Source organism: Gelidimonas denitrificans (assembly GCF_055694065.1).
In genome coordinates, this window is record NZ_CM146350.1 from 1,862,287 (window position 1) to 1,880,172 (window position 17,886).

The 17,886-nt window shown below is 52.4% G+C and carries 14 protein-coding genes and 1 pseudogene; 7 read left to right on the top strand and 8 right to left on the bottom strand.

Translation table 11 applies throughout. From position 1 onward, the window contains the following. Positions 1-20: 20 nt before the first annotated feature. From tssH to FKCLFG_RS08750, 8 genes are all read right to left on the bottom strand, one after another. On the bottom strand, positions 21-2,708 hold the full coding sequence (gene tssH, locus FKCLFG_RS08715) for a type VI secretion system ATPase TssH (RefSeq protein WP_472612702.1): 2,688 nt from the start codon (positions 2,706-2,708) through the stop codon (positions 21-23). Positions 2,709-2,731: 23 nt separating this feature from the next. Then, complete coding sequence (gene tssG / locus FKCLFG_RS08720; RefSeq protein WP_472612703.1) at positions 2,732-3,820, bottom strand: type VI secretion system baseplate subunit TssG; 1,089 nt, start codon at positions 3,818-3,820, stop codon at positions 2,732-2,734. Then, positions 3,784-5,628, bottom strand: a complete 1,845-nt coding sequence (gene tssF, locus FKCLFG_RS08725) for a type VI secretion system baseplate subunit TssF (RefSeq protein WP_472612704.1) — start codon at positions 5,626-5,628, stop codon at positions 3,784-3,786. Before tssF ends, tssG begins: the two co-directional genes overlap by 37 nt. A gap of 1 nt (position 5,629) precedes the next feature. Then, a complete protein-coding gene (tssE, locus tag FKCLFG_RS08730; protein WP_472612705.1) occupies positions 5,630-6,121 on the bottom strand; it encodes a type VI secretion system baseplate subunit TssE in 492 nt (163 codons plus the stop codon). A gap of 67 nt (positions 6,122-6,188) precedes the next feature. Continuing rightward, on the bottom strand, positions 6,189-6,680 hold the full coding sequence (locus FKCLFG_RS08735; protein ID WP_472612706.1) for an Hcp family type VI secretion system effector: 492 nt from the start codon (positions 6,678-6,680) through the stop codon (positions 6,189-6,191). Between the two features lie 34 nt (positions 6,681-6,714). After that, on the bottom strand, positions 6,715-8,202 hold the full coding sequence (tssC, locus tag FKCLFG_RS08740; RefSeq protein WP_472612707.1) for a type VI secretion system contractile sheath large subunit: 1,488 nt from the start codon (positions 8,200-8,202) through the stop codon (positions 6,715-6,717). 11 nt (positions 8,203-8,213) lie between these two features. Next, positions 8,214-8,714: a type VI secretion system contractile sheath small subunit gene (gene tssB / locus FKCLFG_RS08745; protein WP_472612708.1), complete on the bottom strand. Its 501-nt coding sequence runs from the start codon at positions 8,712-8,714 to the stop codon at positions 8,214-8,216. Between the two features lie 79 nt (positions 8,715-8,793). Then, positions 8,794-9,420, bottom strand: coding sequence for a hypothetical protein (locus FKCLFG_RS08750; protein ID WP_472612709.1), 627 nt, complete (start codon positions 9,418-9,420; stop codon positions 8,794-8,796). 378 nt (positions 9,421-9,798) lie between these two features. On the opposite strand from FKCLFG_RS08750, the gene tssJ reads away from it, so the two are divergent. The 7 genes and pseudogenes from tssJ to FKCLFG_RS08785 form a co-directional block, all read left to right on the top strand. Beyond that, entirely contained in the window at positions 9,799-10,419 is a 621-nt protein-coding gene (gene tssJ, locus FKCLFG_RS08755) for a type VI secretion system lipoprotein TssJ (RefSeq protein ID WP_472612710.1), read from the top strand. 49 nt (positions 10,420-10,468) lie between these two features. Continuing rightward, positions 10,469-11,815, top strand: coding sequence for a type VI secretion system baseplate subunit TssK (gene tssK / locus FKCLFG_RS08760; RefSeq protein WP_472612711.1), 1,347 nt, complete (start codon positions 10,469-10,471; stop codon positions 11,813-11,815). After that, positions 11,812-12,597, top strand: a complete 786-nt coding sequence (icmH, locus tag FKCLFG_RS08765) for a type IVB secretion system protein IcmH/DotU (RefSeq protein WP_472612712.1) — start codon at positions 11,812-11,814, stop codon at positions 12,595-12,597. The genes tssK and icmH overlap by 4 nt, the downstream gene beginning before the upstream one ends. Positions 12,598-12,673: 76 nt before the next feature. After that, positions 12,674-15,607 carry a type VI secretion system Vgr family protein gene (locus tag FKCLFG_RS08770; RefSeq protein WP_472612713.1) on the top strand — a complete coding sequence of 978 codons (2,934 nt, stop codon included), beginning with the start codon at positions 12,674-12,676 and terminating at the stop codon, positions 15,605-15,607. Further along, positions 15,604-16,860, top strand: coding sequence for a glycoside hydrolase family 19 protein (locus tag FKCLFG_RS08775; protein ID WP_472612714.1), 1,257 nt, complete (start codon positions 15,604-15,606; stop codon positions 16,858-16,860). The genes FKCLFG_RS08770 and FKCLFG_RS08775 overlap by 4 nt, the downstream gene beginning before the upstream one ends. 2 nt (positions 16,861-16,862) lie before the next feature. Then, the gene (locus tag FKCLFG_RS08780) at positions 16,863-17,375 is read left to right on the top strand and encodes a hypothetical protein (RefSeq protein WP_472612715.1); all 513 of its coding nucleotides are present in this window, start codon (positions 16,863-16,865) and stop codon (positions 17,373-17,375) included. A gap of 161 nt (positions 17,376-17,536) precedes the next feature. Further along, positions 17,537-17,662, top strand: a pseudogene (locus FKCLFG_RS08785) (IS481 family transposase); the annotation flags it as partial. Positions 17,663-17,886: the final 224 nt, after the last annotated feature.

The following is a 17,886-nucleotide window of genomic DNA, read 5'->3' on the forward strand; positions in this document are numbered from 1 at the left end:
GTGTAAAAACTCCCGGAGGCTTACAGGATTGCGTATTTGAACACGCCTTTTTTGGAGGCGGATACTTTGATTTTGCTAATCTCGCCACCTGCGGCCATGGTCGCGAGCACGGTCTCGGCGATTTCTGGCAGGACAGTGCCATTGAGGATGTTGTCGACGTTGCGTGCGCCGGAATCGACTTCGGTGCAGCGCGCCAGTATTGCTTCGACCAGTGCGGCGTCGTATACGAACGCGGCCTTATGATTGATTGCGATGCGCTTTTGGATGCGACCCAGTTTCAGTTCGATGATTTTAGCTAGCACATCGTCGGTGATCGGATAGTACGGGATCACTTTGAGGCGACCGAGGAAAGCGGGTTTGAATGCTTGCATCAATTGCGGTCGGATCAGGGTCTCGAGCACATCGGGGGCCGGCAATTCTTGCGCCGTTTTGTTGAGGCAGGCTTGCATCATCTGGGCCGAGGCGACGTTGCTGGTGAGGATGATGATGGTGTTCTTGAAATCAATCTCGCGCCCTTCGGCGTCGTCCAGAACGCCTTTGTCGAAGACCTGAAAGAAAAGTTCAAGCACGTCCGGATGCGCTTTCTCGACTTCATCGAGAAGTACTACGCTGTATGGGTTGCGCCGTACAGCTTCGGTCAGTACACCACCTTCGCCGTAACCGACATAGCCGGGTGGCGAGCCTTTGAGGCCGGATACGCTGTGCGCTTCCTGGTATTCGCTCATGTTGATGGTGATGAGTTTCTTTTCTCCGCCGTAGAGGACATCGGCCAGGGCTAGCGCGGTTTCGGTCTTGCCGATGCCGGAGGGGCCGACGAAGAGAAAAACACCTTTCGGTTTGTTGGGGTCATCAAGGTTGGCGCGGGAGGTGCGCACCCGTTGGGCAACGGCGGCTGTGGCATGCGACTGGCCTAATACCCGTTCCTGCAACAGGCGGTCGAGATTCAGGATGGTCTTGATTTCGTCTTTCACCATTTTTCCTAGCGGTATGCCGGTCCAGCTGGCGACTATCTCAGCGATGACATGGCCGTCGACTTGCACTGGGACTAGTGGTGTTTCGCCCTGATGCGTTTTTAGAGCGTCGAGCAAGGTGTTGAGTGCTGCGACGGCTTCGGCTTGGATTTTGCCTTTGGTGTCATCCGTGGTTGCGGTCGATTCCAAGGCAAGCCGCGCTGCCTTGATTTGCTCGGTGAGTACGCGCTCGGTGTCCCATCGAGCGGATTGTTGTGTCAGCTCCGCAGTGGCGGCGTCGCGTTGTGCGGTTAATTCTTTCAGACGGGCGGTATGCTTGGCGCCGCTGGCTTCTTCGCGCGCGAGCGCAGCAATTTCGGTATGCATCCGGTCCAGGTGCTTGCTGATGTTTTCTATCAAAGCGGGGATGGCATTTTGCCCTAACGCGACTTTGGCGCAGGCGGTATCGAGCACGCTGATCGCTTTGTCGGGTAATTGCCGGCCGCTGATGTAGCGGTGCGATAAACGCACTGCTTCGGTTATTGCTGCATCGAAGATGCGCACGTTGAAATGTTTTTCCATCAGCGGGGCCATGCCGCGCAACATGGCGCAGGCGAGTTCTTCGCTCGGCTCTTCGACTTTGATTACCTGGAAGCGCCGTGCGAGCGCAGCATCTTTCTCAAAGTATTTTTTGTATTCGCTCCAGGTGGTGGCTGCGATGGTGCGCAACTCGCCCCGTGCCAGCGCCGGCTTCAATAAATTTGCAGCGTCGTTTTGTCCCGCCTGTCCGCCGGCGCCGATCATCGTATGCGCTTCGTCGATGAAGAGGATGATCGCGTGCGGGCTTTTTTTGACTTCGTCGATGACGTTTTTGAGTCGATTTTCGAATTCGCCTTTGACGCTGGCGCCAGCTTGCAGCAAGCCCATGTCAAGCGTGTGGATTTCTACCCCTTGCAATACTTCGGGTACGTCATTTTGCGCGATGCGCAAGGCTAGACCTTCGACTACGGCAGTTTTGCCGACACCGGCTTCTCCGGTCAAAATCGGATTGTTTTGACGGCGGCGCAACAGGGTATCGACGGCTTGCCGGATCTCGGTGTCGCGACCGATCACCGGATCGACCTTGCCATCGCGCGCGCGTTGCGTGAGGTTGGTGGTGTACTGATCGAGCGCCGGAGTTTTCGTTGTGCCCTTGGCGGTCATGTCGCCGACCGGATCGCCGCCCTGCTCTGCTGCGCTGTCGTAGGACGCGTAGGACTCTGCGTGAGCGTCGACTGCAGCACTTTCTTGCGAACCTTCGGTTACCCGGGCGAGATCGTGTTTCAGGTCGTCAAGCTTGAATCTGATAAATAATTTAGAGCCCCGATAGGCGAGTTGTGCCAGATCAGGCTGGGTCAGGAGTGCGAGCAGCAGATGGCTGCTTCGGATCCTGCCGGTTTGATTGTCGAGCGAAGCAATCAGCCATGCATGCTCGAACAAGGTCTGCAGATGTGGCGACAGTACCGGTGTGCGCGTGTTGCCTGCTTTGAAGCGGGTGATCTCAGTTTCAAGATCGGACTGTAATGCATCGACGCTGATGCCGCATTTGCGCGCAATAATCGTAAAATCACTTTTCGACTGTTCCAGTAATGCAAGAAAAAGATGCTCAATATCGACTTCGTATTGGCCGCGGCTAATGCAAATACTTGCGGCACGCTCTGTTGCAATACGCGCGGTGTCGTTGAGTTTACTGATCAGTGATTTCAGATTGATGCCCATTGCATACTTTCCCGTTTAAGAAATTAATGTGATAACGCGTGAATTTGGTAGCAGACGTCAGTACGGTCATTCACTTCAGGCTTGGTCGTCAAAAATGTGTCCCACCCAAGTCGTCCGCCATCGCGCTCGGTAGCCAAACTCGCACCTTCTACTTCAGAAGAACGCAACACTAGCTGCACCTCGTATTCCAGACAGACACTGGTAAACATTGTGAGCATTTTTTGCAGTGCGTTAGCAGCCTTTGCGCCAGGTAAAAATTGTTCAAAATCTTCGCGGCCAAGGGGGCCAATCCGCAAGCGCACACGCAAGTCGCGCTGCCAGACGCGTTCGCCAACCATCGCGGCAGTCCCTAAAATGGCGTTACTTGATCCAAGCATGGTCTGATGTTCACGCGGTACGTCGTACCAGCAGCCGACGAATTGCTCGATTGACATCGGGACGGCAAAATATTCGCTCAATACGCGTTGCATATATGCGGCCGAAACCGGTCGCTGTCGCAGCGCGGCGGCAAAATATCCGATCGACTCATCAAGTACGCCGTCCCCATTCTTGCTGAGACGGCCGCGCAACGAACCGAGCCCCAAGCCCGACAACGAAAGCAGCAGTGGCAGAAAACGATCCTTGCCACCAGCTTCGTATTGGAGTTCCAATCGATACTTGCGCCAGGCCTCGTAAAACAAAGCCAGCGATCGATTCGAAAACGTATCGAGGAATGCGCGTGGTCCTTCATCTCTCTCGTAAGCCTGATGCGCAGCAATTCGTTCCGAGTAGTGGCTAGGCAGCGCACCATTACCTCCCAAAAATCCCATGAAGGTAGGTGTCAGGCTGATGTATTTCAATTCACCGCGTTGCAGCGTTTTCAGCAAGCCTTGCTCAGTTTTTTCTATGGTTTGCGGATACGTATTCAGCGCTTCTATTTCACTCGCCGGGAATCCTAAGGAAATCCGGTTCGTGAAGCGCAGATAATCCGTCAGTGCCCGCTCATGTGGTACGCCATTGCGTTTCAACCACAGCTCAATCATCCTGACCGCTTGAAAAAACTGAAAGCGGTATGGTGCATCGAACAATCGCTGAATTACGCTAGGCTCAAATCTCCGTTTCGTGGTCGGCATCGCAGTAACTCCTCTCCTGTTTTTTTCGACGCGATGACCAATTGCGTAAAGCTGTTGGCATGCACATATAAACCCAGGAATCGATCAATGATGCTGGCAAAAACGTGCAGCCCGCTGCCGGTAAATCCTTCTTCATCAATCGTAACGCGCACCTCGATCCCACGCACCAGGCTGGCAAATGGATTACCTGGCAACCATGCTGTTGAGGCCCGATGTTCAATTGCGGATATAGCGCCAATCTGGCGTTGCGAGGTCGGGGAGCGCGACAAGTCGTACAACGTGAGCGTCTCTTGGAATGCTTCCAATCCGCCCTTCTCCAGCGATAGATGGTTCAACGCCAAATGGGAGATCAAGCGCCAATGCGCGCCACGCCCACGCTCGAAACGAGCGGGTAAAGTCGGCTTGCGCAGGAAGCCGATCGAACGCACCATCGAGCCGCCTTCCAGGAATAAATCGCCGCCGGGTAAGCCGTAAGTCAGCGAAGCCGGTAAATCACGATTTGTGCAAGTCAGTTCAATGCTGAGCGTATCGGTCTCGATTGCTGCCGGATCGAAATCGATATCAACGATCGAAATTTCAGTCTCGTAACCGGGACTTTTGATCGCCACCAGTTCATCGCGGCGCATCGCCCAGTAGTGCCCCGCCTTGTCCGGCGTCTGACCGTGGCGCAGCGAATAGTAGGGACGAAACTCAGTGATTGACTCGCCTTGTGGCGTCTGCCTTACTAATTTGACTGAATCGATCGAGTACACCTCGTAAGCAAAGGCCCGCCGCGAATCCGCTATCACAGGATAGTGCGCCCCGGTATGCGTCAAACGGATCGGATCGCCGTGCTGCTTGAACAGATTGATTACCGGCGTACAGCCCAACAGCACATTATTGACTGACATTGTGCCAAGCAAGCGCGCAATATTGGAATCGGAACGCAGGCCACCTAGCGTCAGGTGCAATGTAAAACTCTTACAATTTACCGGCAATACAGCCGCAATCACTGTTAGATCAATATCAAAGAAATTGAATTTCTCTGGGAACGCGAAATACTCAGTCAGTAAGCGATATGCCGGATGCGAGCGTGCTGGGAAATTGATCAGCGAATCGTTTTCAGTGAATCCAACCTCTGCAAGCGGCATGCTGTTTAGTGCAATCCATTTGCCCGTGCGCGGCATCTCGACATACGCGCTGACAGCGCGGGTAAACAACGAGTCGCGCAACGCCGCACAGAATGATGGTTCGCCATCGATAAATACCCGCAGCGCCTTTACTCCGAGTTGCGCCAGACTAACCTGCTCGGATGTGGTCTCGACCACAAGACTAACCTTGGAGGTTACGTTGGGCGGCAGTACTACTGCTTCCGGCGCAGTTATGATCGAATCGAATTGTGCACTTGCCAATTGCAACGGGGCGATCGTTACTTCATACGCGGTCTGAAACTTGCACACGACGCCCTTCACCGGGCGTGTACTCAGTTCGGTGCCACGTGGGATTTTTGCCGCCGTTGTGAGTTGCGCTGCGATTGCAGCGTAATCCATCCGAGCAATCGAACAAGATGGAAATGGCCGCAGATAATGCGGATAAAGCACTTCGAAAAGTGCTTCGGTAAATTCAGGATAATCATCGTCGAGACGCTTCGACACGCGCGCATTCAGCAGCGCAAATGACTGGATCATGCGCTCGATGTGCGGATCTTCGCAAACCTCGCCTACCATCAGCAACCTGCCAGCAATCTTCGGATAGCGCTCCGAGAATTCGCGTGAATAGCGTCTCAAAAAGCCGAGCTCACGCTCATAGTAAGGAAGAAGTTCTTGCACCTTAAATTCCAATACGCGCAGGGTGACGCGCCTTGCTGATTGAATACTGCAAGGTCGATGGTTGTAACACCGCGTCGAAATTAACGGACTCATGGGCAGAATTGACAACCAAGAGCGCGGTAATTGCAAAGTTGAGCCGATTGATCGAGCCATTCTGTATTTCGAGTGCTGCGTGCACATTGCGCAAGCGTGGCTCGTGACGTCCGATTGTCTGCTCCAGACACCGGCAAATGGTGGCGCGATCATCTGTGCTGGCCAGGCTCATACCGGCAAAATCATTCAATCCGTAAGAAATAATTGATTTACTGCATTCCGGATAAGGCATCAACATGTCCTCCTGAATCACCGCACGCGTATTGAGCAGCGATTCCAGATCGCGTGCGACCGTATCTTTTAGCTCTTCTAGTGAAAGGCGTGTGACCACGTCTTGAGACGTTTCACGTATGCTATAACCCATTAGTTTGTCGAACAATCCGGGTGCAAAACCATTCATTAATAACCATCCAGACAGAAAAGAGCACCGCAAAATTATTGCCTGCGGTGCTCTGGCAGCTTTGAAATTAGATTACTTTATTTGCGGACAAATCCCAACCGCCAGATGTGTTGCCGGCAGTACCGCCACCGATTTTCTGTTGTGTGTATTTCCATTTCACTTTTGAATACTTCAGCCCGACGCTCTCGCTCAAAATATCGCCTTGGATAACCGTAGGCATGACACAACTGATAAGGACGTTTTCAAGTTCGATTTCGAAGTATTTGATACGCTCACCCTTGCCATCGGCGCGCATGAATTCGAACTTTGCTTTCGGGATGGTTTTCCCGGAAGAGCAGTTCTGCAGCAGCAATGGCGACGACAAATCGGCCAACTTGCTCAGCACGATGTCTTTGTGTTCGCAACGCTCGGCAGTATGTCCACCGCTTGTCGATGCGGTTGCCGATTTTGGCTGCAACACTTCAAATTGAACAGATTTGCATTCAATCCAATCCTTGTGCATGTCGTCAGTGGATTCCCCTTTGATACCGTCAATTTGCAAATAGACATCAATTGCCATAACTCACCTTCCTGTTAAGATTTAAGAATAGTTATTAAGACTTGGTCGACTGCGGCAATTCCGCGACCAAACGGAGCGAAACGGATAATTCATCAAGCTGGAAATGCGGCCGCAGGAAGGAAACGGCTCGGTAAACACCAGGACGGCCAGGCACCTCTGACACTTGGACAGATGCTTCGCGTAGCGGGAATTGCGCCTTCGCTTCTTGGCTGGCGTTATCATCCAGCAGTACGTATTGCGAAATCCAGCGATTCAGGAAGTCTTCGACGTTGGACGCGGCGGCAAAGCTGCCGATCTTGTCGCGCATCATCGACTTCATGTAATGCGCAATCCGCGATACCGCGAAAATATATTGCAGCTGTGAAGATAAAACCGCGTTAGCGTTGGCAGAATCAGTGTTGTATTTCTTCGCTTTTTGCGCGGATTGTGCACCGAAAAAAGCGGCGTAGTCAGTATTTTTGCAATGCACGAGTGAGATAAATCCCAGATCGCTCAACTCTTTTTCGCGCCGATCGGTAATCGCGATTTCGGTCGGGCATTTGAGTGCAATTTCACCTTCGTCAGTCTTGAAGGTATGGGTCGGTAAATCTTCAACTAAGCCGCCGCCTTCTACCCCACGGATCGCCGCGCACCAACCGAAGTCCTCAAATGCTTTCGTCAACTTGGTACCGAACGCATAGGCTGCGTTACACCACAGGTATTTGCTATGGTCGGTGCCATCGACATCTTCAACGAAATTAAAACCTTCCACCGTCAGACCATCTTTCGGATTAAAAGGCAGGCGTCCCAGGAAGCGTGGCAGTGTCAAACCGACGTAGCGGGAATCTTCGGATTCACGGAATGATTTCCACTTGGCATATTCAACCGTATCGAACACCTTGGACAAATCGCGTGGCTTCCCCAGATCGCTGTATGTCTCAAGGCCGAACAGCTCTGGTGACGCAGCTGAGATAAACGGCGCATGGGAGGCTGCCGCAATACGGGACATTTGCTCGATAAAGTACATGTCCTCGGGTTGACGCGTAATTTCGAAATCACCCAAGAGTGTGCCGAATGGCGCGCCACCAAATGTGCCGAATTCTTCCTCGTACACTTTTTTGAACATCGCGCTCTGGTCAAATTCCAGCGCAGAATTGAAATCCTTGACCAATTCTTTTTTGGTCGCGTTCAAGACCTTGATCTTTAAGTTTTGGCCAGTCGAGGTGTTCTTGACCAAATACTGTAAACCCGTCCAGCTGCCTTCCAATTTCTGAAATTCAGGTGCATGCATAATTCTGCTGACCTGATTGGAAATCAGTCGATCAAGCTCGGCGACACGTGCATCCAAAGTGGCGGATAAGTTTTCAGACACAATCACCGTGCCATCCATTACCTGATTAACCAATTCGGAAATAATATCTTTCGCGCGCGCATGTTCGGTGGAAGATTTGGCAACCTTGCTTTGCTCGACAATTTGGTCGAGCAATCCGACTTCAGCAACTTCCGTCGTGGAGGCTACAGCTGCATTTTGTTGTGCGGACATAGTGGTCTCTTTTATTTGGAGGTTTGTTGACTTAGGGTCGCCAACTTTTCTGTGCTGTTTAGTATGTCGCTGAGGATATCTTCCAGCTTTTCATTACCAGCCAATTTATTACGCAAGTCAGCGAGCTTGGTGCGTGCGTCGAGTAGTTTTTTAAGGGGTTCCACCTGCTGCACGATGGATTCAGGACGGAAGTCTTCCATCGATTTGAATTTCAGCTCAACCGCGAACTCACCACCTTTTTCGCTTAACTCGTTCGCCACGCGATAAACGACTCGTGGCTCAATTCCTTTCATCACTTCGTCGAAATTATCAGGATCAATGTTAATAAACTTGCGGTCTTTTAAGCGCGATTGCGGGATCTCGGAATTACCGCTGAAATCGCCGACAACGCCGGTGACAAATGCCAACTCTTTCTTTTCAATCGCATCGCCGATTTCAACGTCATAAGTCATCTGCACTCGCGGCGGACGCACTTTTTGAAGTTTTTTCTGAATACTCTCATTTCTTGCCATGATCACTCCGCAGGTAACCTAAATTTTATGAAGCTTTCCGGGCCAGGTCGTTACTTCACGATAGCCCGGGTTGGTATGCTTACTTCAATCCGCCGAACGGACTAGCCTGGCCGCTATTGCTTTTCGCGCTATCCACCTTGGCCGCAGCATCTGCTGGTTTAGCGGCCCTGACTCTAGCGGCTTTAGCCGCACGGGTGCGAGCAGAAACACGGACAACTGGCTTAGAAGGCAGTGGAACCAGCACTGTTTCGCCAAGGTTCTCGCGCAGTAGCTTGGTCAAATCCTGCGCCTCGCTCTTCAAAGTTCCAGACAACGCATTCTGAGAACGCAAGTTGGACAATGCTTTGGTTGACAAACGCAGACCGCTCACTGTCACGATACTGTTTGCGACTTTGTCAGTCGGATCGCGCTGCAGGGCTTCGAGCGCATTGATGATGGCCTCGCCGTAGTTAGCATTGTCAAATTTGATCTGCGCGATACGCAACCAAGGCGTTTTGTCCGCGGGAAATTGATTTGTCGCGCCCTTCAACAGAGTTAATGCCTGATCGGTCTGCCCTGCCTTTTGAGCGGAGTTGGCACCTGCCAAACTGATTTCCAGCGCCTTTTTTGCTGCATCGGGCTCTTCAATTTTGGCGGGGGTTGCGCATGCGCTTAAAAGCACTGCAAACAATATCGAGCATACGATCTTACATTTACTTATAGACATAATGGGTGTTCCTATTGTAGACATGCCAACAAAGCGTTAAAAATTACTTTGGAGAAATTAATATTTGTATATTAACTAAAAACTAAGGTGTTGATAAATTATAAGGTATTAATTTAAATAAGTGATTTAAAATATGGATATAAAGCAACTTTAATTGACATCAACATCTAGTGTAGACCGCATTTAAGTTTCAACCAGTGGTGTAGTAACACTACATATCTACAAAATTGATGCCATATTACAATATAAAAAGTTGTAAAAAAATACTTAAAATCCATTAACTGCTGCCCTGAAAAGCTCCATAAGCATGTGTATGTGTGGAAATAATGTACTTCGCGAAGTGCAACCCTGTGCTGAAATCTGGATGACTAATAAATAATGTTAAAAAATAAACTATTTCAGTACGCGCTTTTAAGTCTTGTCGCGCTGTCCGCGACAGGATGTACAACAGTCAATGCCGTAACTGCTATGGGCAACGTCGCCAAGTCCGCACTTGAAGCAACAGGTCTGAAAAAACCTGATGCGCCGGAAATGCCCGACGCATTGAAACTCCCTCGCACCATATCGATCAAGCTGCATGCCAGTGATATCTTGAACGCCGATTCATCAGGTCGACCGCTCGCGCTTGTCGCGAGAATCTATAAGCTTCGGCAGAGCGTCACATTTCAGCAAGCGACTTACGACACATTTCTAAGCCCGCAAAAAGAGAAGGACGCGCTTGGCACCGATCTGCTCGAGGTCAAGGAAGTCACGCTGGTTCCGGGGCAGCGCTACGAAATATCTGAAAAAACCAGCCGTGAAGCTTACTTCATAGGCATCGTGGCCCTGTTCCACAATCCGGCGCCGTCGCGCTGGCGAGTCGCCTTTCCTGCCGAGCAAGCGGAGCAGTCCGGCATCATCGTCGGCTTGCATGCGTGCGCTTTGACAGTCGGCACCGATGCAATCGCCACCAACAATCTAACCAAAAATCAATTGCTGTCACCAGTGCGTTGTCCGTGACGGCTCTCATTAACAGGCTTGAAGCAAACCGCATTGAGAGACCAAATAAGTGAATCACACAAATAAAGTTTTATGGGGCGAAGGATTGTTCCTGCGGCCACAGCATTTTCAGCGGCAAGATCGCTACCACGAAAGTCGCTTACATCAGACCGCCAATGCGCTGCATCCGTATGCGTGGGGTGTCAGTAAGATACAAATTGACCAAGATGCGCTGACTAATAACTCGCTGCGCTTGCTAGATCTGTCGGTGATTTTTCAGGACGGCGAAATTTACAAAGCGCCAGATGATGATGATTTACCGGATGCGGTCAATCTGACCGACATCCCGCAGTCGCAGCAGACAATCACGTATTACGCGGCGCTGCCATCACTGAAAGGATTCGGCGGTAATTTTTCATCGAGCGTGCACGCTAATAAATCCACGCGCTATGCACAAGCTAATCGGGAAACCCCGGACCTGTTCACCGAAGCCGCGAAGGCCGAGATGACGTATCTCAAAAAAGCTGTGCGTTTGGTGTCGGAACTAGATCCCCGTGATTCATTTGTCTGCTTCCCATTGGTGCGTCTGCGTCGCGCATCCACCTCAGGATTTGAGTTGGATCCGAATTTCGTACCGCCGAGTCTATCCATCAGCAGTGCCCCGATTTTATTTCTGAAATTGCGACGCCTGATGGATGCGCTGCAAGCAAAAGTCAACGCGCTCTATGGCCATCATCGCGAGCCGAGCAAAAACGTAGTCGAGTTCCGCTCTGGCGACATTGCATCGTTCTGGCTGCTGCATACCACCAGTAGCGCTTATGCAAACCTGACGCATTATCTGCATAATCCGCTGCTGCATCCTGAACGGCTGTACGAGCAACTATTGGCACTGACCGGCGCGTTGATGACATTTTCAAAAACCTACGTGCTGAACGATTTGCCTGGCTATCAACATCTGGACCCGGCTCCGGGTTTTGCCAAACTCGACGCCATCATTCGGGAACTGCTCGATACCGTCATCTCGTCGCGCTACTTCGCCATTGCGCTGTCGGAACGCAAACCTTCCTATCATCACGGCATGCTCGACTCCGGCAAGATCGACGACAAGACCGCTTTTTATCTTGCCGTCAGCGCCGACATGCCAGCCATCGAGTTAGTCGATATTGTGCCATTGCGCTTCAAGATCGGCGCACCGGAAGATGTCGACAAATTCGTTTTAGTTGCTATGCCTGGCGTAAAACTGGTGCATTCGCCGCAAGTACCGGCCGCCCTGCCGGTACGCCCCGATACGTATTACTTCCTGATCGAAAACAAGGGCGCAATGTACGAACGCATGTTGCAAGCGCAATCGATTTCAATTTATGTGCCGTCCGGCATCCGTGACCTTAAACTCGAACTCTTGGCTGTTGCATCATGATAAAACCCCCTTCTTCCGCACCCTCCCTGCTCGACTCCGTCAATCCAGGGCAGTCATTCATGACCGATGCACCGTCTAATGCGCATTCGCTGCTGGATTTGATGTACGACGGCTTTTATGCACTCTTCATGCTGAAGAACCGCTGTGCGCCGCAAGACGAAGCACCCTTTTCCATCAAGATGCAAAAATTTCTGGGCGACGTCGAGCGCAATGCTAAAAAGCTCGATGTCTCCACAGAAGATGTCTATGCGGCCAAGTACGCCTATTGCGCATCGGTCGATGAAATCATCCTGCGCTCGCAGTTTCCGATCCGCGATGCGTGGGAACGGCGGCCGCTCCAGTTGATGATGTTTGGCGACCAACTAGCCGGCGAGAATTTCTTCAATCAGCTTGAGGTTCTGCGCGCCAAGGGTAGCGCGCATGTGCAGGCGCTGGAAGTATTTCACATGTGTCTGCTGCTCGGTTTTCAGGGTAAATATGCACTGGAAGGCCCGGAGAAACTGAACTATCTGACCGCCCGCCTTGGCGATGAAATCGCGCACATGAAGGGCAAGAGCGCCGGTTTTGCTCCGCATTGGGCGCGCCCCGATGCGATCGTCAACAAGCTGCGCAACGATGTACCGTTGTGGGTCATCGGTGCGCTGTTCGGGCTCACTGCGTTGTCCAGCTATTGCGGTTTGAACTGGATGCTGTCGCGCTCCACCGAAGCGAGCATCAACGGCTATAGCGATATCGTCAAGCTTGCGCCGCGTGCAGCCAATCTGACCATTACCCTGCCCTGATGGTGGATCGGTTTTTTCGGGGTTCCAGACACAGTGCTTATCCAAGCCTAATCCGCAGCGCCTTTCCGAGCTCGTCATGACTCTAACGCCACCCAACTTTATCGCCCCCACCCTGTCCGCCTTGTTCGGCACCGGGCTGTCTCAGCATGCCCGCCTGCTTACGCTCTCGACGGCGCAGGGTGCGGACTTGCCCGATACTCTGGTGGTCGAACGTTTCACCGGACAGGAAGCTGTCAATGGCTTGTTTCACTTCGATATCGATGCGCTGTCGGTATCGGCCGATCTCGATCTGAAGCAATTCATCGGATGCGAAATTACCTTGCGCATGCTGCAGGCGGACGGTTCGCGCCGCGCTTGGCACGGTTACTGCACCGAGGCGGCCTGGCTCGGCTGCGATGGCGGCGTGGCGCGCTATCGTTTGCGTCTTGACTCTTTCCTGGCATTCCTCGGACGACGGCGCGACAGCTTCGTGTTCCAGGACAGGACTGCTACCGAGATCGTTACGGCCTTGCTGGCCGACTATACACAAGCAAACTTCAGGTTCGATGTGACGCAAACGCTGATCAAACGGCCGATTTTCACTCAATACCGCGAGACCGATCTGGCATTTTTTATACGGCTGCTCGCCTCGGAAGGCTTGAGTTGGCGCTTCACCCATGCACAGGAGTGTGAGGATGGCAGCAACGGCAACACCGCCGACAGCCACCACGCCCGGCACCAGCTGGTGATCTTCGATAGTGTGGCAACCGCACCCGCCATGCCGGGCGGCTATGAAACGATCCGTTTCCACCGTATCGCAGCCACCGAATCGCTGGACGCCATTACCGATTTCCGTGCTGCACGTGCGGTGCAATCGAATGCGGTAACGCTGGCCAGTTGGGATCCGACGCAATTGGTGGCACCCGCAGCCGAAGATGCTTCTCGCTTATTGGGCGCGGTATCCGCAGGTACGCTGCCGTCACTACCGGTCTTCGAGGGTGCTGGCGAGCGCGGCTTTGCCACGGCCGAGCAAGCGGCGTTGCAATGTCAATTAATGCTGCAGGCTTTGGAGCTGGGCAATAAATCCTTCGAAGGCGCCGGTGCAGTACGACAGCTGGCTGCCGGCCATGCTTTCGCTTTGACGCAGCATGACCGTTATGCCGAGGGCATGAATGCGTTCAAGGTGCTGGCGGTGACGCATGCGGCGATCAATAATTTTGCTGCGGGCAGGGTTTCTGCTGGGGGTGTTACAGGCCCATCGACTCTGGAGCACTTCCGGGACCTGGAGCCGGGTACGTATCGCAATACTTTCCGATGTGTGCGCCAGGCAGTGCCTATCGTGCCGCTGGCGCTAGCGCAACGGCTCTCGCCTACTGCTGTGGGTACCCAGAGTGCGCTGGTGGTCGGTGTGCCGGGTGCGGTTATCACTACCGAGCGCGACCATCGAATCAAGGTGCAATTCGCATGGCAACGCGGTATTGCTCCGAATGCCGGCGGTTTGACCGATACCGGCAACCTGCAAGACAAGTCCGGCAATGCGCCGGGTTCGGAAGCGTCGGGGACTTGGGTGCGGGTGGCGGAAGCCTTGGCCGGGCCGAACTGGGGTACGCAGTTTGTGCCGCGCATCGGCGGCGAGGTGCTGGTTGATTTTATCGCAGGCGATATCGACCGCCCGGTGGTGGTGGCGCAGTTGTATAACGGCGTCGATCTGCCGCCGTACTCGGCCGGGGTCGATGCGGCAACCAATCATGCCGGCGTGGTGTCGGGCTGGCATAGCCATGCTCTGGATGGCGGCGGTTTCAATCAATGGGTGGTCGATGATACGCAAGCGCAGTTGCGCATGCGTCTGGCTTCCAGTAGTGCGGCTTCTCAAGTCAATCTGGGATATCTGGTGGCGCAATCGGCACCTTCGGCGCAGCGCGGCAGTTATCGCGGTGCTGGCTTCGAGCTGCGCTCGGATGCCTGGGGTGTGGTGCGCGGGGGCGATGGCGTGCTGTTGTCTTCTGCTGCCCGGCTGCAGTCGGGTGCCAGCATTGCCGGTACGCAGATGGATGCGGCGGAAGCGGTTGCCCAATTAAAAGGTGCGCAAGCGTTAAGCACGGCTTTGACTGATGCCGCCACGCAGCAAAAGGCGTTGTCGAGTGCCAATGCTCATCAGGCGCAGGCGGATTTCATCGGTGCCACCGATCCGCAGGATAAGGGTCTGCATCCGGCCAGTGTCAATGGCCAGTCGGCGCAAAAGGCGAAAGTCGGCAACCGCACGCTGGATGCGGCGCAACCGGTGGAACGGTTCGCCGCGCCGATGGTACTGATGGCGTCTCCTGCGACGATCAATTGGGCCAGCCCGGCATCGACTGCGATCTTCGCTGGCGGACAGCTGCAATGGACGAGCGGGACGGATACCCATTGGGCCGCAGCGGAGACGCTGTCCACCGTATCGGGATATGCCACAGCTTTATTTACCCATACAGGCGGGATTCAAGTCATTGCCGGCAATGGGCCGGTATCGCTGCAGGCGCATACCGATGCGCTGGAGATTCTGGCGGATCAGGCGGTGACGGTGGTCAGTGTCCAGGACTGTATCGAGATCAAGGCGAATCAGAAGATTACGCTGCAGGCCGGACAGTCCTCCATCACGCTCGAAGGCGGCAATATTACGTTCGCTTGTCCAAGGTTGTTCTCGGTTAAGGGCGGGGTGCACATGTTCGACGCGGGCGCCTCCGGCCGTGCCCAATTCAACGGAAATTCCGCTGCGCTGCTTAATCTAGCAAGCGTCCCAGCTGCCTACAGCCAGCTTATCAACGTTGTTGAAATGATTCACAACGATCCAGATTTAATCGGATCCCATTATGAAATTTGGACCAAGGAAGCAATTCCAAGACTGCTAGCGCAGGGTATGATTTCCGAAACGGCGACTTCGGTGCGGGTGTTCACTGAGAAGGCCGAGGATCTTGACATCATTATTGGAGAGAATGGGTGGAATAACTATATCCATTTTGACGATAACGAAACAGAGGGTGAGTCCCAATGACGCAGTGGCAAGATTTCTTCGATCTATTTAGACGGAATGGAACGGCTCCCGCACCTGCCCCGATTCCAGGCCCCATTCTTTTTAACTTCGTCAACCGCTACTTAGAGCCCATGCCGGACATTAAGTACAAAATAATATATGAGGGCCGAGAAGAAAAAGGAACAACTACGGCTCCAAAAAACTCAGTGAAGATCGAAACGAAAACATTGGCACCCGTAAAAGTATATGTTTGGTCGCGCCGTGCTTCTGCCTACAAATTAATCGACACTTGTACGCCAAAAATGGGTGTTAGGCAACTTATCAATGAACGAATGAAAACGTTCAAGCATGACAGTCGAACACACCCGCACCCGGTGCCACAAGTGCTTCCACCTCCTTCTCCCCCACCGCGCGCACCAGCACCTCAACCACCGGCCCCGGACCCAACTCCTACCGCAAATCAAGGAGTTCAGCCGCAGCAACGAAATAATGGTAACGGCGAACCGGAACATCAGACTCAGCGGCCCGTGCCTGGGAATATAACAGTTGCGCAGCTTAAAAAAATATTTCCAGCCGCCCCTGACGATTACTTAGGAAATGTCGCAGCCGAACTAAATGTAGATTTGCCGAAATACAAACTAGATACGATACTTCGGCGATCTCATTTTTTTGCGCAAGTTAGGCAAGAGGCTGGTCCGACATTATCGCCAAAGCAAGAAAATTTGAACTACCGTCCTGCTGTCCTGCGAAGTAAGTTCCGCTATTATGGTTTGCACCCTGACGAGGCTACGGAGGATGGTCGATTAGAAGAAATGAGGACCGTTCAAAAGACCGTGCGAGGGGTTACGCGAAATGTACAAGTCAAAACTGTCGTTCACAGGGCCAACCAAGAAACGATTGCGAATAAGGCGTATGGCGATAGAAGCGAAAATGGTACTGCCAGCACGGGTGATGGCTGGAGGTTTAGAGGGCGAGGAATTTTTCAACTTACACTCAGAAAAAATTACAGATTATTTAACGAGGAATATCACTCTTACTGGAGCGGAAATCAGCCTAATTTTCTAGTTGAAGCGGATAAGGTTGTAGAGTTTCCTTACTATATACGTTCTGCTGTTTGGTATTGGCTCAAGAATTCGGTCTATTTGAAGGCCGACGCAGGTTCGACAGCCACTGCAATTGACAACGTAACTGAAGCCATTAATGGCAGAGCAAGAGATGCGGTGGCGGAGCGCCGCCACAATTTTGACGAACTCACATATCCAGCATTCAGGTAATTATGAAGAACATTAAGCTTATATTGCTATTCATGACCGTATCAATGGCGTCGGCCAATGTTGCTTATGGATCCCCGAAAAGCCTTTGCAATGCAAATGAAACTGTGTTCTTTTCCTGCTCCCTAGGCAAGAAGACAGTATCACTCTGCGCCAGTGACAATGGCACTGCGCCAGAGTATTTGGAGTATCGATTTGGAACCCCCACAAAAATTGAATTGAGTTACAAAGGAACCGCGACCGACACGCCACTTAAATTCAAACGGGGTGAGGTAACCTATGCAAGCAATGCAGCTACAATCGTGTGGTTCAAAAATTCTGAAACAAATTATCTCTTGCATTTTCCAGCAAATGGGGGCCCTCTCTTAGAGGTCATCAAGGATGGAAAAACTATAGCCGAACCTTCCTGCAAAAATGGGTGGGCCGATGTGGTCGGAAATCCAGCGACCCAATCAAAGGCAATTCGGGAAATACCGAGTGGAAGCGTAAGCGAGATGTCAAAAAACTGGGGGAAGTAGCTAAGTGTTTAGTTGTTTAGGTTCGTGCGATCATGTCCTTCGACGTAGCTGGCCGCTGTTCCGTGCAAAAGCCGTTCTCGACTAACTCATAACGGCGCTGCGGAACAACGGGTCAGGCTCGAACATTGTTCACATGAGGCAATAAAAGCATGATTTCCTGAATTCATTCGCAGGCGCGTACGACGCCAAAAATCCGGCAGGAGATCAAAGACTCCGGCCTGTCTGACCGCAAGGCAGCCAAGGTTTTCAATATCACGCGGGCTATAGCGCGCTGCCATGTCCAACGATCTGCCCACGCTGGAGCAACGTGCAAGCTCTTGACTCCCCTTCAATTTTTTCGGTCGGCACGAATGTCAATGCACAAACTGCATGTAGTGATGAAATTTTATAGGGGGGTATAGGTATAAATCATGCACTATTTGCATCTCTACCTTGCAATAAAATTAATACAGCATCCTAGTATCATAATAAATGCGCATATCAAGCCAATGCTTTCGATTAGATCGACATC